This window comes from Kribbella sp. DT2 (assembly GCF_049844575.1).
Lineage (GTDB): Bacteria > Actinomycetota > Actinomycetes > Propionibacteriales > Kribbellaceae > Kribbella.
The window spans coordinates 89,895-109,265 of record NZ_JBNCLH010000012.1 but is presented as its reverse complement, the minus strand read 5'-3'; the positions used below and the strand labels follow the sequence as shown (position 1 = coordinate 109,265).

Annotated in this window: 18 protein-coding genes and 1 riboswitch; of the genes, 4 read left to right on the top strand and 14 right to left on the bottom strand. The window is 71.2% G+C overall.

The annotated features are described in order from the left end of the window. Positions 1 to 116 precede the first annotated feature (116 nt). Positions 117 to 1,283: a PLP-dependent aminotransferase family protein gene (locus ACLQ2O_RS37685; RefSeq protein ID WP_425842089.1), complete on the top strand. Its 1,167-nt coding sequence runs from the start codon at positions 117 to 119 to the stop codon at positions 1,281 to 1,283. Here ACLQ2O_RS37685 and ACLQ2O_RS37680 read toward each other — a convergent pair. Further along, on the bottom strand, positions 1,201 to 3,369 hold the full coding sequence (locus ACLQ2O_RS37680) for an MMPL family transporter (RefSeq protein WP_425842086.1): 2,169 nt from the start codon (positions 3,367 to 3,369) through the stop codon (positions 1,201 to 1,203). The genes ACLQ2O_RS37685 and ACLQ2O_RS37680 overlap by 83 nt on opposite strands. A gap of 120 nt (positions 3,370 to 3,489) precedes the next feature. On the opposite strand from ACLQ2O_RS37680, the gene ACLQ2O_RS37675 reads away from it, so the two are divergent. After that, positions 3,490 to 4,092 carry a TetR/AcrR family transcriptional regulator gene (locus ACLQ2O_RS37675; RefSeq protein WP_425842083.1) on the top strand — a complete coding sequence of 201 codons (603 nt, stop codon included), beginning with the start codon at positions 3,490 to 3,492 and terminating at the stop codon, positions 4,090 to 4,092. 1 nt (position 4,093) lies between these two features. Here the strand turns inward: ACLQ2O_RS37675 and ACLQ2O_RS37670 are convergent, their stop codons facing one another. From ACLQ2O_RS37670 to ACLQ2O_RS37650, 5 genes are all read right to left on the bottom strand, one after another. Beyond that, positions 4,094 to 4,888 (bottom strand): ABC transporter ATP-binding protein, encoded by a 795-nt coding sequence (locus ACLQ2O_RS37670; RefSeq protein ID WP_425842080.1) that lies wholly within the window; start codon positions 4,886 to 4,888, stop codon positions 4,094 to 4,096. Between the two features lie 2 nt (positions 4,889 to 4,890). After that, positions 4,891 to 5,922, bottom strand: a complete 1,032-nt coding sequence (locus tag ACLQ2O_RS37665) for a FecCD family ABC transporter permease (protein WP_425842077.1) — start codon at positions 5,920 to 5,922, stop codon at positions 4,891 to 4,893. Beyond that, positions 5,919 to 6,887, bottom strand: a complete 969-nt coding sequence (locus ACLQ2O_RS37660; RefSeq protein ID WP_425842074.1) for a FecCD family ABC transporter permease — start codon at positions 6,885 to 6,887, stop codon at positions 5,919 to 5,921. The genes ACLQ2O_RS37665 and ACLQ2O_RS37660 overlap by 4 nt, the downstream gene beginning before the upstream one ends. A gap of 152 nt (positions 6,888 to 7,039) precedes the next feature. Then, positions 7,040 to 8,068, bottom strand: a complete 1,029-nt coding sequence (locus tag ACLQ2O_RS37655; RefSeq protein WP_425842071.1) for an ABC transporter substrate-binding protein — start codon at positions 8,066 to 8,068, stop codon at positions 7,040 to 7,042. A 24-nt stretch (positions 8,069 to 8,092) separates the two neighbouring features. Beyond that, a riboswitch (cobalamin riboswitch) is annotated at positions 8,093 to 8,281 on the bottom strand. 127 nt (positions 8,282 to 8,408) lie between these two features. Then, positions 8,409 to 8,894 carry a CGNR zinc finger domain-containing protein gene (locus ACLQ2O_RS37650; protein ID WP_425842068.1) on the bottom strand — a complete coding sequence of 162 codons (486 nt, stop codon included), beginning with the start codon at positions 8,892 to 8,894 and terminating at the stop codon, positions 8,409 to 8,411. Between the two features lie 63 nt (positions 8,895 to 8,957). Between ACLQ2O_RS37650 and ACLQ2O_RS37645 the strand changes: the two genes are divergently transcribed. Beyond that, complete coding sequence (locus ACLQ2O_RS37645; RefSeq protein ID WP_425842065.1) at positions 8,958 to 9,641, top strand: hypothetical protein; 684 nt, start codon at positions 8,958 to 8,960, stop codon at positions 9,639 to 9,641. A 128-nt stretch (positions 9,642 to 9,769) separates the two neighbouring features. Here ACLQ2O_RS37645 and ACLQ2O_RS37640 read toward each other — a convergent pair whose 3' ends face one another. The 3 genes from ACLQ2O_RS37640 to ACLQ2O_RS37630 form a co-directional block, all read right to left on the bottom strand. Next, positions 9,770 to 10,750, bottom strand: a complete 981-nt coding sequence (locus ACLQ2O_RS37640) for a hypothetical protein (protein WP_425842062.1) — start codon at positions 10,748 to 10,750, stop codon at positions 9,770 to 9,772. A 34-nt stretch (positions 10,751 to 10,784) separates the two neighbouring features. Further along, positions 10,785 to 12,086 (bottom strand): MFS transporter, encoded by a 1,302-nt coding sequence (locus ACLQ2O_RS37635; protein ID WP_425842059.1) that lies wholly within the window; start codon positions 12,084 to 12,086, stop codon positions 10,785 to 10,787. 109 nt (positions 12,087 to 12,195) lie between these two features. Then, the gene (locus tag ACLQ2O_RS37630; RefSeq protein ID WP_425842057.1) at positions 12,196 to 12,531 is read right to left on the bottom strand and encodes a sterol carrier family protein; all 336 of its coding nucleotides are present in this window, start codon (positions 12,529 to 12,531) and stop codon (positions 12,196 to 12,198) included. A gap of 96 nt (positions 12,532 to 12,627) precedes the next feature. Here ACLQ2O_RS37630 and ACLQ2O_RS37625 point away from each other — a divergent pair, with 96 nt between their 5' ends. Beyond that, positions 12,628 to 13,248, top strand: coding sequence for a hypothetical protein (locus tag ACLQ2O_RS37625; RefSeq protein WP_425842054.1), 621 nt, complete (start codon positions 12,628 to 12,630; stop codon positions 13,246 to 13,248). 62 nt (positions 13,249 to 13,310) lie between these two features. On the opposite strand, the gene ACLQ2O_RS37620 is transcribed toward ACLQ2O_RS37625, so the two are convergent. The 5 genes from ACLQ2O_RS37620 to ACLQ2O_RS37600 form a co-directional block, all read right to left on the bottom strand. Continuing rightward, complete coding sequence (locus ACLQ2O_RS37620) at positions 13,311 to 14,825, bottom strand: alpha/beta hydrolase (RefSeq protein WP_425842052.1); 1,515 nt, start codon at positions 14,823 to 14,825, stop codon at positions 13,311 to 13,313. Positions 14,826 to 14,839: 14 nt separating this feature from the next. Continuing rightward, on the bottom strand, positions 14,840 to 15,991 hold the full coding sequence (locus ACLQ2O_RS37615) for a PSP1 domain-containing protein (protein WP_425842255.1): 1,152 nt from the start codon (positions 15,989 to 15,991) through the stop codon (positions 14,840 to 14,842). Between the two features lie 72 nt (positions 15,992 to 16,063). Beyond that, on the bottom strand, positions 16,064 to 16,987 hold the full coding sequence (locus ACLQ2O_RS37610; protein ID WP_425842049.1) for a DUF4190 domain-containing protein: 924 nt from the start codon (positions 16,985 to 16,987) through the stop codon (positions 16,064 to 16,066). A gap of 17 nt (positions 16,988 to 17,004) precedes the next feature. Further along, positions 17,005 to 17,643 (bottom strand): DUF4190 domain-containing protein, encoded by a 639-nt coding sequence (locus tag ACLQ2O_RS37605; protein ID WP_425842046.1) that lies wholly within the window; start codon positions 17,641 to 17,643, stop codon positions 17,005 to 17,007. 557 nt (positions 17,644 to 18,200) lie between these two features. Further along, a complete protein-coding gene (locus ACLQ2O_RS37600; protein ID WP_425842043.1) occupies positions 18,201 to 19,370 on the bottom strand; it encodes a DNA polymerase III subunit delta' in 1,170 nt (389 codons plus the stop codon). Position 19,371: the final 1 nt, after the last annotated feature.

Sequence of the window (19,371 nt, the reverse complement as noted above, 5' to 3'; positions counted from 1 at the left end):
CCACCCAACCTTACCCGTCACCCCCCCCTGTCGTCCCCACCCCCACCCCCCCCCCCCCCCCCCCCCCCCCCCCCCCCCCCCCCCCGGGGGCGGGCGCCCCCCCCCCCGGGGCGGGGATGCCTGAGCCGGACATCGACGTCTTCGACGCACTCCGGGCAGCTCCCGCGCAGATCGACCTCACCCCAGGCGTCCCCGATCTCACCGCCTTCCCCCGAGCCGCCTGGCTGAAAGCCGAGCGCGCCGTGCTCGACCACCTCTCCCCGACCTCCTTCGGCTACGGCGACCCTTCCGGTACGCCGGAGCTCCGGCTCGCCGTCGCCCGCTGGCTGGCGCGCTACCGCGGCGTCCAGGTCGACCCCACCGAGGTGATCGTCGTCGCCGGTGTAGCGCAGGCACTCAGCCTGATCGCGCAGCTCCTCATGGCCGACGGCATCCACGAGCTGGCCGTCGAGGACCCTGGTTCGCTCGGCTCCCGCCAGCACCTGGAGGGTCTCGGCCTGCGCACCCCACCCATCCCGGTCGACGCCGACGGCGTCCGCGTCGACGAGCTGCGCCGCAGCGGAGCGCGCGCCGTACTGCTGACTCCCGCTCACCAGTTCCCCACCGGCGTCGTCCTGGACGGCGAACGCCGCCGCGCGCTGATCCAGTGGGCGACCGAGACCGGCGGCCTGATCGTCGAGGACGACTACGACGCCGAGCACCGCTACGACCGCCCGCCGGTCCCGGCCCTGCGCGCGATGCTCGCCGACCACGTGATCTACGCCGGCAGCGTCTCCAAGCTCCTGGCCCCCGCGCTCCGCATCGGCTGGATGGTCCCACCCCCGGCGTACCGCGACCGCCTGATCGCCGCCAAACGCCTGGCCGACCTCGGCAACGCCGCCCTCCCGCAGCTCGTGCTCGCCCACCTGATGGAGTCCGGCGACCTCGAACGCCAGCTCCGCTACGCCCGCCGCCGGCACCGCCGCCGCCGCGACGCGATGATCGATGCCATCGGCAACCACCTTCCCACCGCCACCATCCACGGCGCCGCCGCCGGCCTGCACCTCACGATCACCTTCCCCACCGGCACCGTGGACGACGTAACCCTGGCCACCCAGGCCCTGGTCGAGGGCATCAAGACCCACCCCCTCTGCTGGCACACCCAAATCCCACACCCGCCAGGCCTCGTGCTCGGCTACGCCGCCCGCACCCCCACGGCGATCACCGAGGCTGTCGCGACCATCGCAGCCGTGCTGCGCCGAACGCCGGCACCCACCAGTTCGCCCGCCCGGCCAGACGCATGAACGCCGGCAGCAGGATCCCGCGGATCACCGTCGCGTCGACCAGGACGGCGACCGCCATCCCGACCCCGATCATCTTCAGGTAGACCACCCCACCGGTCGCGTAGACCGCGAACGACAGCGCGAGCACCACGGCCGACGTACTGACCAACGGAGCGGTCCGTTGCAGACCGGTCGCGACCGCGAGCGCGTTGTCGCCGGTCCGCAGGTACTCCTCCCGGATCCGCGACACGATGAACACCTCGTAGTCCATCGACAGCCCGTAGACGATGCAGAACATCAGCAACGGCATGCTCGCCTCCAGCACCCCGGTCGGCGTGAACCCGAGCAGCCCGGACAGGTTGCCCTGCTGGAACACCCACACGATCACGCCGAACATCACGCCGAGGCTCAGCAGGTTGAGCAGCGTCGCCTTCAGCGGCAGCAGCACGCTCCCGGTCGCCAGGTGCAGCACGGCGAAGCTGAGCAGCAGGATCACACCGAGCACCAACGGGATCCGCTCGGTCAGCGCCGACCGCCAGTCGAGCATCTCGGCCGGGCTGCCGCCGATGATCACGTCGTACGGCGCCGGCACGGCGCGGACCTGGTCGACGAGCGCGCCGACGTCCCCTTCCAGCACGGCCTGCGTCGGCGTGACGGTCAGGTACGTCCCGCCCTCGGCGGTGAAGCGGTCCGGTCCCGGCAGGATCACCTGCCGGCCGTCGACGTACACGCCCGCGGCGGAGTCGACCTGCGCGACTCCGTCCACCTGTGACAGCCGTACGGCGTACTGCGGGAGACGGTCCTCAGCTCCCCCGGACTGCCGGGCGACCAGGTAGAGGGCGTCGGACTCCTCCTGGCCGAAGCTGTTCCGGATCTCGTCGGCGGTGATCCGGCTGGAGGCCTCGGCGGGGAGGATGCGCGCGTCGGGCAGTCCGAAGCGCAGGCCGAGCGCGGGTGAGGCGAGCAGCAGGACGAGCGCCAGAACGGCGCCGCCGATCAGCAGCGGACGGCGCATGACCGCCTGGGCGATCCGGAACCACCCGCCCTGCTCGACCGGCCTGCTTCGGATCGGTCCGGCGGCGCGATGGCCGAGCAGGGCCAAGGCCGCGGGAAGGACGATCAGGGAGCCGACCAGTGCAGAGCCGACGACCAGGATGCCCGCGTAGCCGAACGACCGGAGGAAGGACAGCGGGAACAGCAGCAGAGCGAGCAGGGAGGTCGCGACGGTCAGGCCGCTGAAGAAGACCGTCCGGCCGGCAGTCCGTACGGCGGTGACCACCGCGCCGCCAACATCGTTGCCTGCAGCAAGCTCTTCGCGGTACCGGGCGATCACGAACAGGCAGTAGTCGACCCCGAGCGCGAGCCCCATCACCAGCGCGAGGTTGGCCGCGAACGTGGAGACCTCCGTGACCGCGGCGATCGCCCGCAGCCCGGCCAGCGCCCCCGCGGTGGCGAACACGCCCACGCCGAGCGTGATCAGGGCGAGCGCGACGCGGCGGTAGATCAGCATCAGCAGGACCAGCACCATCGGCAGCACGATCACCTCGGCGCGCACGAAGTCGGTCCGCGCCTGCGCGCCGATCTCGCGGAACACCTCGTCCTGACCGCCCGTGCGAACGGTCAGCGGACCGGTCGCACCGGCGTACTGGGCAGCCAACTCGCCGACCCGAGCCCGGGATTCGTTCACCTCACCTGGGACGCGGAGGAGGATCAGCGCCTTGCTTCCGTCCTTGCTGCGCAGGGCGGGGCTGTCACCGCGCGACCAGTACGAGCCGGTCTCGGCGACGCCCGGCTCGGCCGCGAGCCGGCGATCGAGGTCGGCGGCTGCTCGTCGTACGGCGGGATCGTCGACACCTGCACCGCCGGCATCGACGAGCAGGACGAGGTTCGGCGGCCCGGTCCGGAACTGGTCGGCGAGGACCTGGCGCGCATGGTCGGACTCGGACCCGGGAGCTGCGATCCGGGACAGCGAAAGTACGCCGAGCGCGCCGGCGGCGGCGACCAGCAGGGCGACGGTCAGCGCACCGGCGAGGGCGACGACGAGGATCCGGCGGCGGACCACCCATCCGGCGAATCCGGTTCCGGCGGCGATGTCCAACTGCGGCATGGCGGAGCCCCCACGGGTAGGATGACGAAATACGAGCGATTGCTCGCATGGAGAGTGTAGGAGAAAAATACGAGCGAATGCTCGTGTTTGTCAATGGACCTGTCCGGACGGAGGACCCGAGTGACCGAGGAACCGCGCCGGCAGGCGCGTGGGCAGCGCCGCATGGAGCAGCTGACCGACGCCGCCGCACTGGTGTTCGCCGAGGTCGGGTACGCGAAGGCGACGACCAACGCGATCGCCAAGCGAGCGGACGTCTCGCCGGGCACCCTGTACCAGTTCTTCGCGAACAAGGAGGCGCTGGCCGCAGCCCTGGCCGACCGCTACCGGACAGCGCTGCAGGAGGCGCACGCCAAGGCGTTCGACCCGACGGCCGCCAAGCTGCCGCTTCCGGAGCTGGTCGACCGGATGATCCGGCCGATGGTCGAGGTCAACCTCGCCAACCCCGGCTTCAAGAGCCTCTTCGCCGGACCGGACCTGCCCGAGCATCTGACCGCGCCCGCCCGTGCCCTGCAGGCCGCTGTCACCGGCAAGGTCGCGGAGATCGTCGCCGCCCGCGCGCCCGGGCTCCCCGCTGACCGTCTGCAGCAGACCGCGACGGTCGCCACGCAGATCTTCGCCGCCCTGCTCGGCACGGTGCTCGCGGCCCCGGCCGCCGAGCGGGAATCCTGGATCCAGGAACTCAACCAGGCCCTGGTCGGCTACCTCACGCCTGTGCTGACCTGATTCACCTGTCCTGTACGACGGCCTGCCGCGGCCTCGGCAGGACCAGCGGCGTACCGGTCAAGGGATCCGGGATGACCTCGCAGGACAAGCCGAAGACCTGCTCGACGATCTCGGGAGTGATGACGTCGGCCGGGCTGCCGGTGACGACGACCTTGCCGGACTTGAGGGCGATCAGGTGGTCGGCGTACCGGCTGGCGAGGTTGAGGTCGTGGAGGACCAGGACGATCGTCTTGTGGTGCTGGTGGTTGAGGTCCTGGACGAGGTCGAGGATCTCCAACTGGTGGGCCAGGTCGAGGAACGTGGTGGGCTCGTCGAGCAGCATCGTGTCGGCGTCCTGGGCCAGCGCCAGGGCGATCCAGACGCGTTGGCGCTGACCGCCGGAGAGCTGGTCGAGGGAACGGTCGGCCAGGTCGGCGGTGCCGGTGGCGGCGAGGGCCTCGGTGACGACCTTCTCGTCCTCCGGCGTCCACTGGCGGAACCAGCGCTGGTGCGGATGGCGGCCGCGGCCGACGAGGTCGGCGACGGTGATGCCTTCGGGGGCGACCGGTTGCTGCGGGAGGAGCCCGAGCTTCGTGGCCAGTTGCCCGCCAGGGATTCGGCGTACGTCGACGTCGTCGAGGTAGACGGTGCCACCGCGCGGGACCAGCAGGCGGGCGAGACCGCGCAGCAGCGTGGACTTGCCGCAGGCGTTGGCGCCGACGACGACGGTGATCCTGCCCTGCGGGATGTCGACCGAGAGGTCGTGCACGACCGGCGTTCCGTCGTACGCGAGACTGAGGTTCTCGGAGCGCAGCATGGTCATCCTCCTCGGCCGACGCGGTTGGCTCGGGCCATCAGCAGCAGTAGGTAGGGCGCGCCCAGGAACGCCGTGACAACGCCAACGGGCAAAGGGATCGGCGCGAACAGCTGGCGCGCGACGAGGTCGGCGGCGACGACCAGGAGAGCGCCGATCGCACCGGACGCGAGCAGGCCGGCGGCACGTTCGGCCAGCAGCCGGCGGGCGATCTGCGGCGCGACCAGGGCCACGAAGCCGATCGGTCCAGCAGCGGCGGTCGCCAGGGCGGCGAGGCCGACGCCGATCGCGATCAGCAGGCCGCGGGACAGCTCGACGCGTCCGGCCAGGGTCCGGGCGAGGTCGTCGCCGAGCTCGAGCAGGCGAAGCTGCCGCGAGGCCACGACGGCGGCCGGAAGGAGGACCAGCAGCGTGAGGCCGATCATCCACACCTCTGCCCACGACCGCCCGGCGAGACTGCCGGACAACCACATCAGCGCGCTCTTGGCCGTGTAGATGTCGGCCAGGGTCAGCAGGTACGCCGTGAGCGAGCCGATGATCGCGGTGACACCGATCCCGACGAGCACCAACCGGTACCCGGCGACACCGCGCTTGAAGGCGAACAAGTAGATGGTGATTGCCGTCAGCAACGATCCGCCGAGGGCGCCGACCGGGAGCCAGAAGGGGCTCGCGCCGAGGACGGTGATCACGATGACGGCCGCCAGGGCGGCGCCGGCGTTGATGCCGATCAGGTCCGGGCTGACCAGCGGGTTGCGCGCGAGCCGCTGGAAGATCGCGCCGGAGACGGCGAAGGCCGCACCGACGCCCAGGCCGACGAGGACGCGTGGCAGCCGGTTGTTGACCACGACGTCGGTCATGATCAGCGAGCCGTTGCCTGCCAGGGTGTTCAGGACCTGGGCGAGAGGGATCTCGTAGTCGCCGATCGTCAGGGAATAGGCGCCTACAGCAACGGCTATCACCAGACCGGCGACCGTGACGACGACTCCGCTGGGATCGATCCGGCCGGAGAAGGGGCCGATGCGTACGGGGGTGCTCATAGTTCGGCCAGCCTTTGGCGGCGTACCAGCGCGATGAACAGCGGCGCTCCCACCAGCGCGGTGATGATGCCGACCTGGAGCTCGTCCGGTCTGACCACCAGGCGGCCGACCACGTCCGCGAGCAGCAGCAACGTCGGCGCGAGGACGAGTGAGTACGGCAGGATCCAGCGGTAGTCGGCGCCGACGATCGCCCGTGCGACATGCGGTACGGCGAGGCCGACGAAGCCGATCGGGCCGGCCATCGCGGTCGCCGTACCGGCCAGGAGCATGATCGCGAGGCCTGCGAGGACCCGGACCAGGCCGACCCGGGTGCCGAGGGTTGTCGCGAGCTCCTCACCCAATGCGAGCTGGTTGAGCGAGCGCCCGAGCACCAACGACAGAACGATGCCTAGGGCAATGAAGGACAATGCCTGGCCGACGATCGGGCCGGTCGCCATCGTGAGCGATCCGACCACCCAGAAGCGGAACTCGTTCAGCGTCGACAGATCGAGCAGCGTCGCCGCGGACGTGACCGACCCGAGCATGGCCGACAACGCCGCACCGGCCAGCGCGAGTTTGACCGGCGTCGCGCCGCCGCGCCCGAGGGCGCCGACGAGGTAGACCACGACGGTCGCCACCAGCGCGCCGCCCATCGCGAACCACACGTAGCCGGCCAGGCTCGTCACGCCGAAGACGCCGATCGCCGCGACGACGGCCACCGCGGCTCCGGCGTTGACGCCGAGGATCCCGGGGTCCGCCAACGCGTTGCGGGTGACGCCCTGCATCAGCGCGCCGGCCAAGCCGAGGGCCGCGCCGGCCATGAGGCCGGTGGCGGTCCGCGGCAGGCGTAAGTACCGGATCACGCGGTCGGTGTCGGAGCCGGTGAAGTCGGCCGCTGCCAGGTACACGTCCCGCGGCGCGAACCACTCGGTCCCGGCGAGCAAGGAGAGCAGCACGGCCGCCAGCAGTACGGCGAACGCGATCACGAGACCACCGGTCTTCGTCAGCCCACCCCGCAATAACCCCGGCCGGCCGGGAGCGCCTCGTCCGTCGCCTCCCCGCCGACCGTCGGCGCGCGGCGGACCATCGATTCCCCGCCGGCCACGAGGTCCCGGACGACCGTCAGCGACCTGGGCGGTCACTTGACCAGGTCGGGGTGGATGATCTTCGCGATCAGCTCGGTCGAGTTCGCGCCGCGAACGCCGGCCGAGTGGTGCGCGAACAACCACGGCACCACGTGCTTGTTCTTCACCGCCGTGAGGTTCGCGAACGCCGGGTTCTTCAGCAGCTTGTCGACGTCCGGCTGCCCCTGCGCCTCGGTCAGCGTCGCGTCGCAGCAACCGCTGATCAGCACGTAGTCCGGGTCGGCTTTGATGAACTCCTCGACACTGATCTTCACGTTCCGCTTCGAGGTCAGCCCCGCGAACGCGTTCACCCCACCGGCCTGCCTGATCAGCACCGTGCCGAAGTCCGGACCACCGGACACCGTCATCCCGCCGCCCTCGAGCCCAGGCCGCACGATCGCCACCGTCGGCTTGCCGGCGCCCTTCACCTTGGTCTCGACCGCCGCGATCCGCGCCTTCTGGTCCGCGATCACCTGCTCGGCTTTGTCGCTCGCGCCGAACAGCTTGCCGAGGTCGCGCAGGTCGGCGTACACGTTGTCCATCGAGACCGTCGACGGGTCGATCGCCTCGTCGCCCTTGCCGTCCGCGGTCGGGCAGAGCGGGCTGAAGATCCAGGTCTGCACGCCGAGGTCGGACAGCGACTTGCGGCTGCCGAAGCTGCCGTCACTGCCGGCCGCGTTGAAGATGTCGTTGAAGCCGGACAGCACGAAGTCCGGGTTCAGGCTGAGCAGTTCCTCGCGGCTCGGCATGTTCTTGTAGTACTTGCGGTCCCGCTGCGCACCGGCGTACTCGGGCAGCGGCTCGGAGTCGAGGAACGCGGTCCCGACCAGGCGGTCGGAGATACCCAGCGCGTGTGCCATCTCGATGGCCGGCTGGTACGCCGCGAACACCCGCCGCGGCGGGCCGTCGACAGCGACGTCGAGGCCGCAGTTCTTCACGGTCGTCGCGCTCGCGCTCGGACCTTCGTCGGCGCCGGCGCTTCCGCAGCCGGCGACCAGGGACAGGAAAACGGCAGCAAGCACTGCCTTGGGTACGACGGCCATGGCGACCGTTCCTCCAACACCTCGTGGACGGGACGCGTCGTGGCCGGTCTCCTGGCTGACGGGACGACCGCATCCGCCGAGCTGACCTTCCCAGCCCCTCCGGGCCAGTGGTCTCACACCTGGTGAACGCTCAGCGGACAATCCCGATCACAGTGGCGAGGGCCGCGCCGGTACTCCACCGGCTTCCCGAACACCACGACGGGCACACGGTAACCCACGCTGCGACCCGGTCGCAGCACACGGTCCAGGCGCGCGACCTCGCCCGGCTCCGCCGAGCCGGCGCGCCGGGCCGGACAGCCCAGAGGTCCGCCGGGAGTTCTTCGCGGCGAAGCGACGGCCGCTAGGCGTTCTTCGCCGTACGGGCCCGGTACGCCGCGACGGTCGTCCGGCTCGCGCACGCGTTGGAGCAGAAGCGGCGGGTCCGGTTCCGCGACTGGTCGACGAAGTAGTTGCCGCAGTTGGACGCGTCACACCGGCCCAGCGTCACCGAGGGGTCGCCCGCCGCGACCAGCGCGAGCTTGGCGGCGACCAACTGGCCGACCCAGCGCTTGGCCGGGGTGCCGTTGCGGCTGAAGTGGACGTGCCAGCCGCCGTCGTGGTCGGTCAGGTGCATGTCCGGCGGGTAGTCGCGCAGCAGGCGGTGCACGGCGTCGGGGGCAGCGCCGTCGACCGACTCGGCCAGCGCCGTACGGACGAGGTCCGGCAGGTCGCCGTACCGGCCGTCGGGCGGTGGAGCGATCTCGTGCTCCGCGAAGAACGCGGCGACGAGCTCGCCGTCGGGGTCGAGCGTGCCGGTGTTGGCCAGCTCGACCGCCAGCCGGGTCACGTTCCCAATGTAGTCACCGTATTGCACTTGACCCCCTACATCGCGCTGCTTACCGTAGGTATCATGCTAACTGATGCCACCTACATCGCTCGGCGCCTGCAACTGCTCGGGGAGTGGGACGCCGCGCTCGCCGTCCTGGGCCCGGACGCCGATCCCGAGCTGCGCGCGGAGATCGCTGTCGACCGCTGGTTCTTCCAGGTCGAGGGTCACGACGAGGCCGAGCAGGCGGTCGCGGCGCTCGATCCGACCTCGTCGACCGCGCACCTGCTGACGGCGCGACTGGCGTACAGCCGGCTGCTGTTCCAGCGCCCGCGCGCGGACGACCGGACTGTTGCTGAGGACAACTACCGTGCGGCGACCCGGACCGGGACCGAGCTGCAGCGCGGGTGGGCCGAGTACCACTGGGGCGTCCTGCTGGACAACATCGACGACGACGGAGCCGCCGCGATCCCGCGCTACGAGACCGCGCTCGAGATCGCGACGCGGACCGGCGACGGCCTCTTCGAGTCGTACATCATTCGGCACCTCGCACACCTGCAGGAGCCCGCCGAACGGATCGCGATGCTGCGCCGCTCGCTCCACCTGCGCGGCGCGCTCGGCGCCCGGCCGCAGACCATCGCCGCGCAGGCCGTGCTCGCCGAGGACCTTCCCGAGGACGATCCTGAGCGCGCGGAACTGCTGCGGACCTACCGTCCCGGCGCGGAGGAACTGCGGATCGGCTGGCTGCTGTCCGACGTGGTGAAGTAGGCGCGCGCCGCTTCGGTCAACGCGGCGGGCGGCGGCGCGGTCAGCGCGGCGGCGCATCAACGCGCGTGGAGCGGCGCGCGGCGGCGCGATCAGCACAGCGACGCATCAGCGCGTGAGCGGCGGCGCGGTCAGCGCGTGTAGAGCGGGGAGACGGCGAGGGCGAAGGCGACCATGTCGTCGGTCTTCACCTTGGCGCCGGGCAGCGGGACCAGGTCGGCGATCTTGTCCGTCCCGACGCGGATCGTCCCGCGCCCGGTGGCCGTGTCGACGTACCCCTCGTCACCCAACGGAACGGACTGCGACGTCGGCGCCTTGCGGACCGACGCCATCGCGGCCGCCGCGTCGGCCATCCGGCGAGCCGTCGAGTAGACCACGGCGGTCGAGGTGATCCAGCCGCAGACGAGATCGCCCGCCGCCGTCTCGCTGTCCCGCCGCGCCGTCGCCGTGGTACCCATGACCTTCGCGGCCGCGTTCGACCCGCGCTCGCACTCCTCACGAGTGATCAACGGCGCCGCCTCCGGCAACCCGGCCGCCTGCCTGGCCGCCTCCTGCGCCAGTACGACGTACTTGGTCTGCGTCGCCACCGGACCCTCGACCTTGTAGAGACGGGTCCCCAGCAGGAACACCGCGAACTTGCTCGTCCCGTAACCGCCCTGCCCGACCGCGATCGCACGCGCCGGCTCGGCCTTCGTCGCGGCGTACGCCTGCTGAGCCGCCGTCAGCTCTTCCCTGGTCGCCGGCAGCACCGACACCCCGAGCCGAAGCACCGGCCCACTCGGACTCGCGCTCAACGCCAACTGGCAGATGTCGAAGCTCGGCACCCCGATCTCCGCCGGCACCGCCTTCGGCTGGATCCTCACCACCGGTACGGCGAGCGTCGCCTGCACCAGCGCCTGGTTCATCCGCACGCACAACGTGTCCGCGACCTTCGACTCCGGCGGCACACTCGGCGTCCCCGACGGCGACACGCTCGGCGACTCGGTCGGCGCCGTACTGACCGACACCAACGGCGGCACATTCGGCGCGGTCTCGCCAACGCCACCGCCGCATCCGCTCAGTGCGAGCAGACCGGCAAGAGCCACGAGGGAAGTCACTGGACGGGTACGCATGGTGACCCGACTCTAGCCGGAGGCTGGTGGATCGTCAGGCGGAGCTCGTGCCCGAGGTCGCGCGCAACTCCCGTTCGCGGATCGCGTGCTCGTCGGTGCGGGCGTCGTAGCGCCAGAAGTCCTTCAGCCAGACCGCGGTGCCGACGACGCCGGCCACGCAGAGGATGCCGCCGCTGACGATCGACGTACGGACGCTGGTGAGGTCGGCGACCAGGCCGGAGCGGGACTGGCCGCCCAACGGTCCGAGGGAGTACGACAGCATCTCGATGCCGGCCAGGCGGCCGCGCATCTCGTCGGGGATGGTCTGGTTCCAGATCACGGCGCGGAACAGGCCGGAGATCATGTCGGCGCCGCCGGCGACGGCGAAGAACGCGATGGCGAACCAGATGTTGGGCGCCAGGCCCGCGATGCCGACCGACGCACCCCAGGCGATGGTGGCGAGGGTCACCGCGCGGCCGTGGTGGTGGACGCGTCGGGCCCAGCCGCTGGTCAGGGTCGCGAGCATCGCGCCGACCGCTTCGGCGCTGTAGAGCAGGCCGAGCAGCTTGGGTTCCTTCAGGACCTCGGTGGCGAAGGCCGGGAAGAGCACGATCGGCATCGCGAGGAACATGCCGACCATGTCGACGGCGTACGTGCCCAGCAGATCCCGGCGGCGGACGGCGTACTTGATGCCGTCGCCGATCGCTCGCAGGCTCGGTGGGGTGCTGTGCTCGCTCGGCTTGTACGACCCCAGGAGCAGGAACAGCAGCGTCGCGACCACCAGCCCGGCCAGCTCCACGGCGTACGCCCACATCACACCGGCCGTGCCGACCAGTACGCCGCCGAGCGCCGGCCCGGCGAGCTGCCCGACCTGGAGGATCAGCGAGTTGAGCGTGACGGCGGCCGGCATGTCCTCGTGCCGTACGACGCGCGGGAACAACGCCTCCCGCGACGGGCGCTGCAGCGACGACGCGATCGCGTTGAGCGCACCGCAGACGTAGATCACCCAGGTCTGCGGGCTCGCCAGCAGCGTGTTCGCCAGCAGGGCCGCACAGATCACCACCTGCGCGATACCGGTCAGGATCAGCATCTTGCGCCGGTCGACGTGATCGGCCAGCGCCCCGCCGTACAAGCCGAAGATCACCAGCGGGACGATCGTCACCAGGCCCATCGCGCCGACCGCGAAGTTCGAGCCGGTCAGCTGGTAGAGCTGGAACGGCAGCGCGACGTACCCGACCATGCCGCCGAGGTAGAACACCGAGCCGGAGATCACCAGGATGCGGAAGTCGCGAGACGCCCGCCAGGGGGTCAGATCGACCTTCAGACGGTCCAGCCGCTCACGAAAACTTGTTGCCACCGGCTCATGGTGGCACCTGACGGCGAACCACGACGACCCTTTTACAGCCCGTGGACGCGGTCTGAACCGAAACCAATCACCCAGCGGCGAGCGCCTTCTCTCTGTTCTTCTAGTCGTCCACCAGTGGTAGGAGGGCGCTGAGGTCGGTGCGTTCGCCGCTGGCGCGCAGCTTGCCGCTGTCGCGGGCTTCGGGCCAGGTGGTGCGGCCGAGGCCGAGGTCGATCCAGAGTTCCGGGGGCATCTCCACGACTGCGCCTGGGGTGCCTCGGGTGTGTCTTGGGCCTTCGATGCACTGGACTGCGCCGTACGGCGGGACGCGGACCTCGACGGCGTGGCCGGGGGCCTTGGTGACCAGCAGTTTCAGGAGTTGTTTCACCAGGAGTTTCAGATCGGCCCGCTCGGCTTCACCTGCTTGGTACCGGCGTCGCGCCGTGTCGAAGTCCACGACGGGCCAGCGTAGTCGCGGTTTCGCTCGCGCCCCCTTCGTGGTCGATAATCAAGGGCCGTGACAAGGCACTGACAAGGCGATGCGGAGGTCCGGATGCTTACGCCCAGGCACCAGGCGCTGGTGGCGACACTGGCCGGGATGACCGTCGGGGTCGCCGTCTTCGGCACCGTGCTGGCCATCAACAGTGCAACGGGAAACGACTCCGCGCAGACCGTCGTCACCAGTCCGGCACCGTCGCCCACGTCGACCGCGACGGACGGGCTGCAGCCGGACTCCTTGCAGTTCGTCGCCGAGACGTTCGGCAGCGACAAGGCGCCGATCACCGCCGAGGTCCCGGCGGGCTGGAAGAGCAGCCAGGCCGGCACCCGGCCCCGGTACGTCGACCCGACCGGCGTCTGGCAGGTCCGGTTCGACGCGCGCGGCAGCAAGCAGACGCCGACCGCGCTGCTCGAAGCTCGGCAGGGCAGCATCGACGAGCAGGACTACAAGGTGCTCAGCGCCGACAACACCACGCTGATCTACACCTACACCGACAAGGCGCGCGGCCCGCGGATGGGCCTGTCGCGCTGGATCCCGGCCGGCGAGAGCGGCCGGTCGGCGGTCGAGATCACCGTCGGCGGGCGCCCGCAGGACGAGGCAGGGCTGCGCGCCGTGCTGGAGAAGGCGACCGAGACCCTGCAACTGCCGGGCACGGGCGACGACCGGCCCAGCTGAGGTCTGGTACGACGTACCGCCGCCAGCAGCCGGTACGTCGTCGTACCGGCCTCAGCGGCCCGTCAGCACTTCAGGTCGGCCGACGGCGGCGAGCCCTGCAGCAGGTAGCTCTCGACCGCGGTGTCGACGCACGCGTTGCCGGCCTTGTAGCCCGTGTGGCCGTCGCCGTCGCGGGTGATCAGCACACCGCTCTCCAGCTCCCCGGCCAGCCCGACCGCCCACCCGTACGGCGTCGCCGGGTCGCGGGTGGTGCCGATCACGACGATCGGCTTCGCGCCGGGCGCCTTGATCGAGTGCGGCTTACCGGTCGGCTTCACCGGCCAGTTCGCGCAGCTCAGCGAACCCCACAGCAGGTACGCGCCGAACCGCGGCGACTCCTTCTGGTACTTCGACGCCAGCGACTTCGCGTCCGCGACCGACGTGACGTCCTGCCGGTCCAGGCAGTTCACCGCGTAGATCGCCTCGTTCCCGTTGGTCGTGTAGCCGCGCGGGGTCCGGTCGGTGTTCTCGTCGACGATGGCCAGCAGCCGCGCGCCCTTGCCGGCCAGGCCGTCGGCCACCGCCTCCTCGAGCCGGGGCCAGGCCTCCCGCGAGTACAGCGGGTAGATCACGCCGAGCACCGCCAGCGCCTGCGTGACCTCGCGGTCGCCGCCGGTCGGGATCGGCTTGGCGTCGGTCTCGGTGAGCAGCTTGTCGACCGCGGCCAGCACCTCGGCCTTGCTGGTACCGAGCTGGCAGTTGCGGCTCGCGCAGTCCTCGGAGAACGCGTCGAGCGCGGTGTCGAAGCCCTTGGCCTGGGCGATGTTGTTCTCCTCGGCGGTCTTCGCCGGGTCCACCGCCCCGTCCAGCACCAGCCGGCCGACGTTCTTCGGGAACAGCTCGGCGTACGTCGCCCCGAGGAAGGTGCCGTACGAGTAGCCGATGTAGTTCAGCTCGACGTCGCCGGCCAGCGCCCGCAGTACGTCGATGTCACGGGCCGCGTCCTCGGTCGAGACGTGCGGCAGCAGCTTGCCCGACCGCTCCTCGCAGGCGTCCGCGAAGCTCTTCGACACCGTGTTCAGCTCGGTGATCTCGGCCTCGGTGTCCGGGCTGCCGTCGGTGGCGAGGAACTTGTCCTGCTCCTCGGTGTCCAGGCACCGCACCGGCGTCGAGTCGCCGACACCACGCGGGTCCCAGCCGACCACGTCGAACTTGCGCAGCAGCGCCGGGCCGAGCACGAACGACGCCGCCGACGCGAACTCGAGTCCGGACGCGCCCGGACCACCCGGGTTGAGGAAGAGCGTGCCGATCTTGCCGGTCCGGTCACGGGCCGGGACCTTGCGGGCGCGCAGTTCGATGGTATCGCCGGTGGGCTTGGTGTAGTCGAGCGGGACGGTGATCGTCGCGCACTGGCTGCCCGAACCGCAGCGCTCCCAGGAGGGCGTCTGCTGGTAGAACCTCTCCAGCCCGGCAGGGATGGGTCCGGCCGGCGCGCTGGTCGGCTTGCTGCCCTCCGTACCGCCGCCGTCGGCGTCCTGGGCCCGCGTAGCGACTCCGCACCCACCGACCAGCGCCACGACCAGTAGCCCTGCAACCACCCTGCACGTCTTCACTACGAGCCGTCTCCCGTGTTGTCGTCCGGTCCAGCGGTGGTGGACCCAGTGTCCGTCGACGAATCGCTCAAACGCCGCCGACGCCGCGGCTTGCGCCGGCGGGGAGTGGAGTCCTCCGCGGCCGGCTGCAGATCGGTCTGGTCTGCTGCAGCCTGCGGCTGGTCGGTCTGGTTGGCGGCAGTCGGCTCCTGCTGGGCGTGCGCCGCTGCAGCCGGCTCCTGCTGCGCCTGCTCGGCTGCAGGCTGCTGCTGGTCGGCCTGCTCCGGCGGGGCTTGCTCCTGCCGAGCGACCGGCGTCGGGAGGTCAGCAGGCGCGTCCGGTGTGGTGGTACTGCTCGCCTCGTACTGCTGACGAGGTGAGCACACGTCCGCGCGGCTGCACGCACACCGCCGGCCGGAAGCAGCAAGCCGTACGACGACGGTGTCGCTCGGGACGTTGTGCCCGACGACCACGCCGTCTCCCGCGGGCGTCTCCACCGGCGTACCGACCGAAGGCGCCTTCGCGTTGAACTCCTGGTACAGCGGGTGCTCGTACTTCAGGCAGCACATCAGCCGCCCGCACGCGCCCGAGATCTTCAGCGGGTTGAGCGGCAGGTCCTGGTCCTTCGCCATCCGGACGCTGACCGGCTCGAAGTCCTTCAGGAACGTCGCGCAGCACAGGTCCCGGCCGCACGGCCCGATCCCACCCTGCAGGCGGGCCTCGTCGCGCGCGCCGACCTGACGCAGCTCGATCCGCGCGCGCAGCCCACGGGCCAGGTCGCGGACCAGCTCACGGAAGTCGACGCGGTGCGGCGCGGAGAAGTACACGATCACCAGCTGGTCGACGTCGGCGCGCCGGTCGACGAAGTCGATGCCGACCACCTTCATCGGCAGCCCGTGCTCGCGGATCAGCCGCTTCGCGATCAGCCGCGCGTCGGCCCGGCGGTCGCGGTTCTGCTCGTCGCGCTGCAGGTCGGCGTCGGTCGCGACCCCCGCGCACAGCGGCAGCCCACCGATCTCCTCGGTCACGTACTGCGGCGCCCACACGCACTCGGCGACCTCGGGCCCGTCGTCGGTCGGGACCAGCACCTTCTGCCCGACCCGCGGCCGGTGCGAGCCGGGGTCCAGGTAGTACAGCCGTCCGTACCGCTCGAACGACACCGCCATCACCATACCCACGCGGCCAGACTAGGGCATGTGCGGTGAAGGCTTGGGAGGCTTCACCGCGGGGGGCATCGGGTGGAGTCAGCGTTTGCTGTTCTTCACCGTCTTGTCGAGCGGGTCGCCGTACGGGCCGTAGACCGTGCAGTAGACGTCGCGGTCGCCGCTGTTCCAGCCGGCGCGTTCGGGGTACCAGGCGACCGGGTCGAGCTCGGAGTCGTCGACGGCGATGCCGACGTACGACGCGAACTTCTCGTCGCAGGCCGCCTCGCCGAGGTCGCCGACCTTCTCGTCGCCCGGCCAGGTCTGGGCCGGCAGCGTCACCACGGCGTACAGCTCGCCGTCGTGGTCGACGCCGCAGGTCGACCGCGCGACCTCGTCCTCGTCGGAGGTGTCGTCGAAGCACTCGCCGACCACGAGGGCGTCGATGTAGACGCCGGCCGGGTCCGAGGAGCTGACCGGCGTCCCGCCGTCGGAGGACGCCTGGTCGGGGATCTGCGAACCGATCGCGAACAGGGCGATCAGTCCCGCGGCGATCACCGTGACCGCGCTGCCGACGACCAGGCCGACGACCGCCTGCGCGGTGCCGTCCTCGTTGCGCCGCTTGATCTGGACCAGCGCGGCGATGCCGAGGCCGATGGCGACCGGTGCGGCGATGGTGAACAGGATGCTCGCCAGCCCGGTGACGAGCGCGGCCGTGGCCAGGCCGTTGGTGCGGCGGACGGCGCCGGGGTAGCCGTAGCCGTACGGCACCGGTGGCTGGCCGTAGGCGGGCGGGTATTGCTGGGTCGGGTAGGGCTGGTGCTGGTACGGCGGCGCCGCGTACTGCTGCTGTGGCGCCGTGTGGGGCTGCTGCGGCTGCTGCGGCTGCGAGTACGGCGGGACGACGGGCGGCGGGACGAAGGGCGGCGGGGTGTCCCGCGGCCGCTGCTGCTCGGCGTACGAGGGGAAGCTCCGCGGCCGGTCCTGCGGCCGGTTCGGGTCGTGCTGGTACGGCGGTTGTGTCATCGTCTCTCCCCCAGGACCTAGCGCTGTGCGCCGCGCATGGATCCCACCAGGCGCTCCCCGCCCACCATGCACAGTACGTTGCCATCAGCAACAGGTTGATCTTCCAGCACGACGTAGTACATGTCCAGGTCGGACCGCTCGTACGGCGTACCGACGAAGTCCCCGAACGCCGTCGCGCAGTGCTGGGTCGCCGAGGTGCCCTTCTGCTCGGTCGACAGGCCGGTCATCGCCGCCGTCACCTTCGCGTAGGCCTCACCGGAGTGCGACGCGCCGCAGTCGGCGATCGTCACCATCCGTAGCGTCTCGGCCGCGAGGTCGGCGTCGAAGCACTGCAGCACCCGGACCTCGGCGATCGGCACCGACCGGCCGATGCCGGCCTGCCGTTCGCCGTACAGGCCGAGCGCGGCGGCGACGCCGATCACGATCACCCAGCAGACCGAGATCGCCAGCGCGGCCTGTGCCAGTCGACGACCCCTGCTGCCCGCCCGGCGGGTCCGTCGCAGGGCGACCGCCGCCAGCGGGATGCCCACCGGGATCAGCCCGGGCAGGCTGAAGGCCAGCGCCGCGACCGCGAAGCGATCCATCCGGCGCCGGGCCGGCGCCGGCACCCCGTCGAGCCACGACTCGGCCGACGGCAGCGACCGCAGAGGCTCCACGGGCCGAGGCGGTTGGGTCATCCAGTTCCTTTACCGAGGGCCGACGGCTGAATTCCCCAGCCAGCCAGCACATCGCCCGGACCCCTACCTTCGTTACAGCAGGTCCGCAACTCAGACCCGTGTCTCACGCCTCGAACACCCTGGTCGACGCGGCGTCTGTGGACGATCCCTCACGTACGAAATACCTTCCGGCGGCTGGTCGCCGCTGTCTGGCCGGAGCGCGCAGCTGGAACGTCCCGCCGCTGCCGGCGACGAAAGGGTTGAGGGGGCTTGGTTGTCGCCCACCTGTGGGGCGGGGTCCTGGGCCGAGGATCTGTGGGGCCGGGGAGCCTGCGGACGCCGGGGCCTCTGGCTGGTCGCCGCTGTCTCGCCGGGGCACGCAGCTAGAACTTCCCGCCGCTGCCGGCGACGAAAAGCGTGGAGGGGGCCTGGTCTCCGCCGACCAGTGCTTCCGCTGGGGGCCGGGGCTGTAGGGCGGGGGCCCGGGGCTTTGCACCCGAGGGCTGTGGGACCGGGGCTGTGGGACAGGGGCCCGGGAGCCTGTGGACGCCGGGGGGTCAGCCTTCGAAGAGGTTGATGGTCATGGCTTCCAGGGCCAGGAGGGGGGCGACGTTGGTCTCGATGGCTTCGCGGCAGGCGGCGATGGCACCGATGCGGCGGATGGTCTGCTCGGGGGTCGTCCGGTCGGCGAACTGGGTGATCGACTTGTGGAGCTCGGCGTTGATCAGGTCGCTGCCGGCGCGGGTCTGGACGACCAGGACGTCGCGGTAGAGCGCCATCAGGTCGACCAGTGAGCGGTCGAGCACGTCGCGTTCCCAGCGCTTGGCGCGGGCTTTCTGCTGCTCCTCGAGGTCCTTGACGGCCGCGGCGGCCTCGCGGGGCTTGGCGCCCTTGGTGCCGACGCCCAACGCCTGCTCGAGCGCCGTTCGTTCCTTCTCGTCGACGGCCGCGGCGCTCGCCTTGGCTTCTTCCTTCGCCGCCTCGCTCAGCTGCTGGGCCGCCTTCAGGCACGCCCCGATGTCGCGCAACGTGAACGGCACCTCGAGCACCTTCGTACGCCGTTCGCGCACCGCCTCGTCACGCGCCAGCGCCCGCGCCCGCCCGATGTGCCCCTGCGCGGCCCGCGCCGCGAACCCGGCCAGCTCCGCGTCCACCCCGAGCGTCCGGCTCAGCATCTCCGCGACAGCGGCGACCGGCGGCGTCCGCAGCACCAGCAGCCGGCACCGCGAGCGGATCGTCGGTACGACGTCCTCGACCGTCGGCGCGCACAGCACCCACACGGTCCGCGGCGACGGCTCCTCGATGCTCTTCAGCAGCGCGTCGGCCGCCTGCTCGGTCAGCCGGTCGGCGTCCTCGACGACCATCACCTGCCAGCGCCCCTGCGTCGGGCTCATCGCAGCACGCCGGATCAGCTCGCGGATCTCACTGACCCGGATCGAGAGCAGCTCGGTGCGGATCAGGGAGACGTCGGGGTGCGCGCCGCTCAGCGTCGTACGGCAGTCGTTGCACTCGCCGCAGCCCTGGTTCGCACACTGCAGCGCCGCGGCGAACGCGCGGCCGGCGTTGGAGCGGCCGGAGCCGGGCGGGCCGGTGATCAGCCAGGCGTGCGTCATCCCTGCCGTCGCCGCGCCGCTCTCGCCGCGCAACCGGGCGGCCGCACCGGAGACAGCCCGAGTCAGTACGTCGACCGCCGGCTCCTGCCCGACCAAGTCGTCCCAAACCGTCATT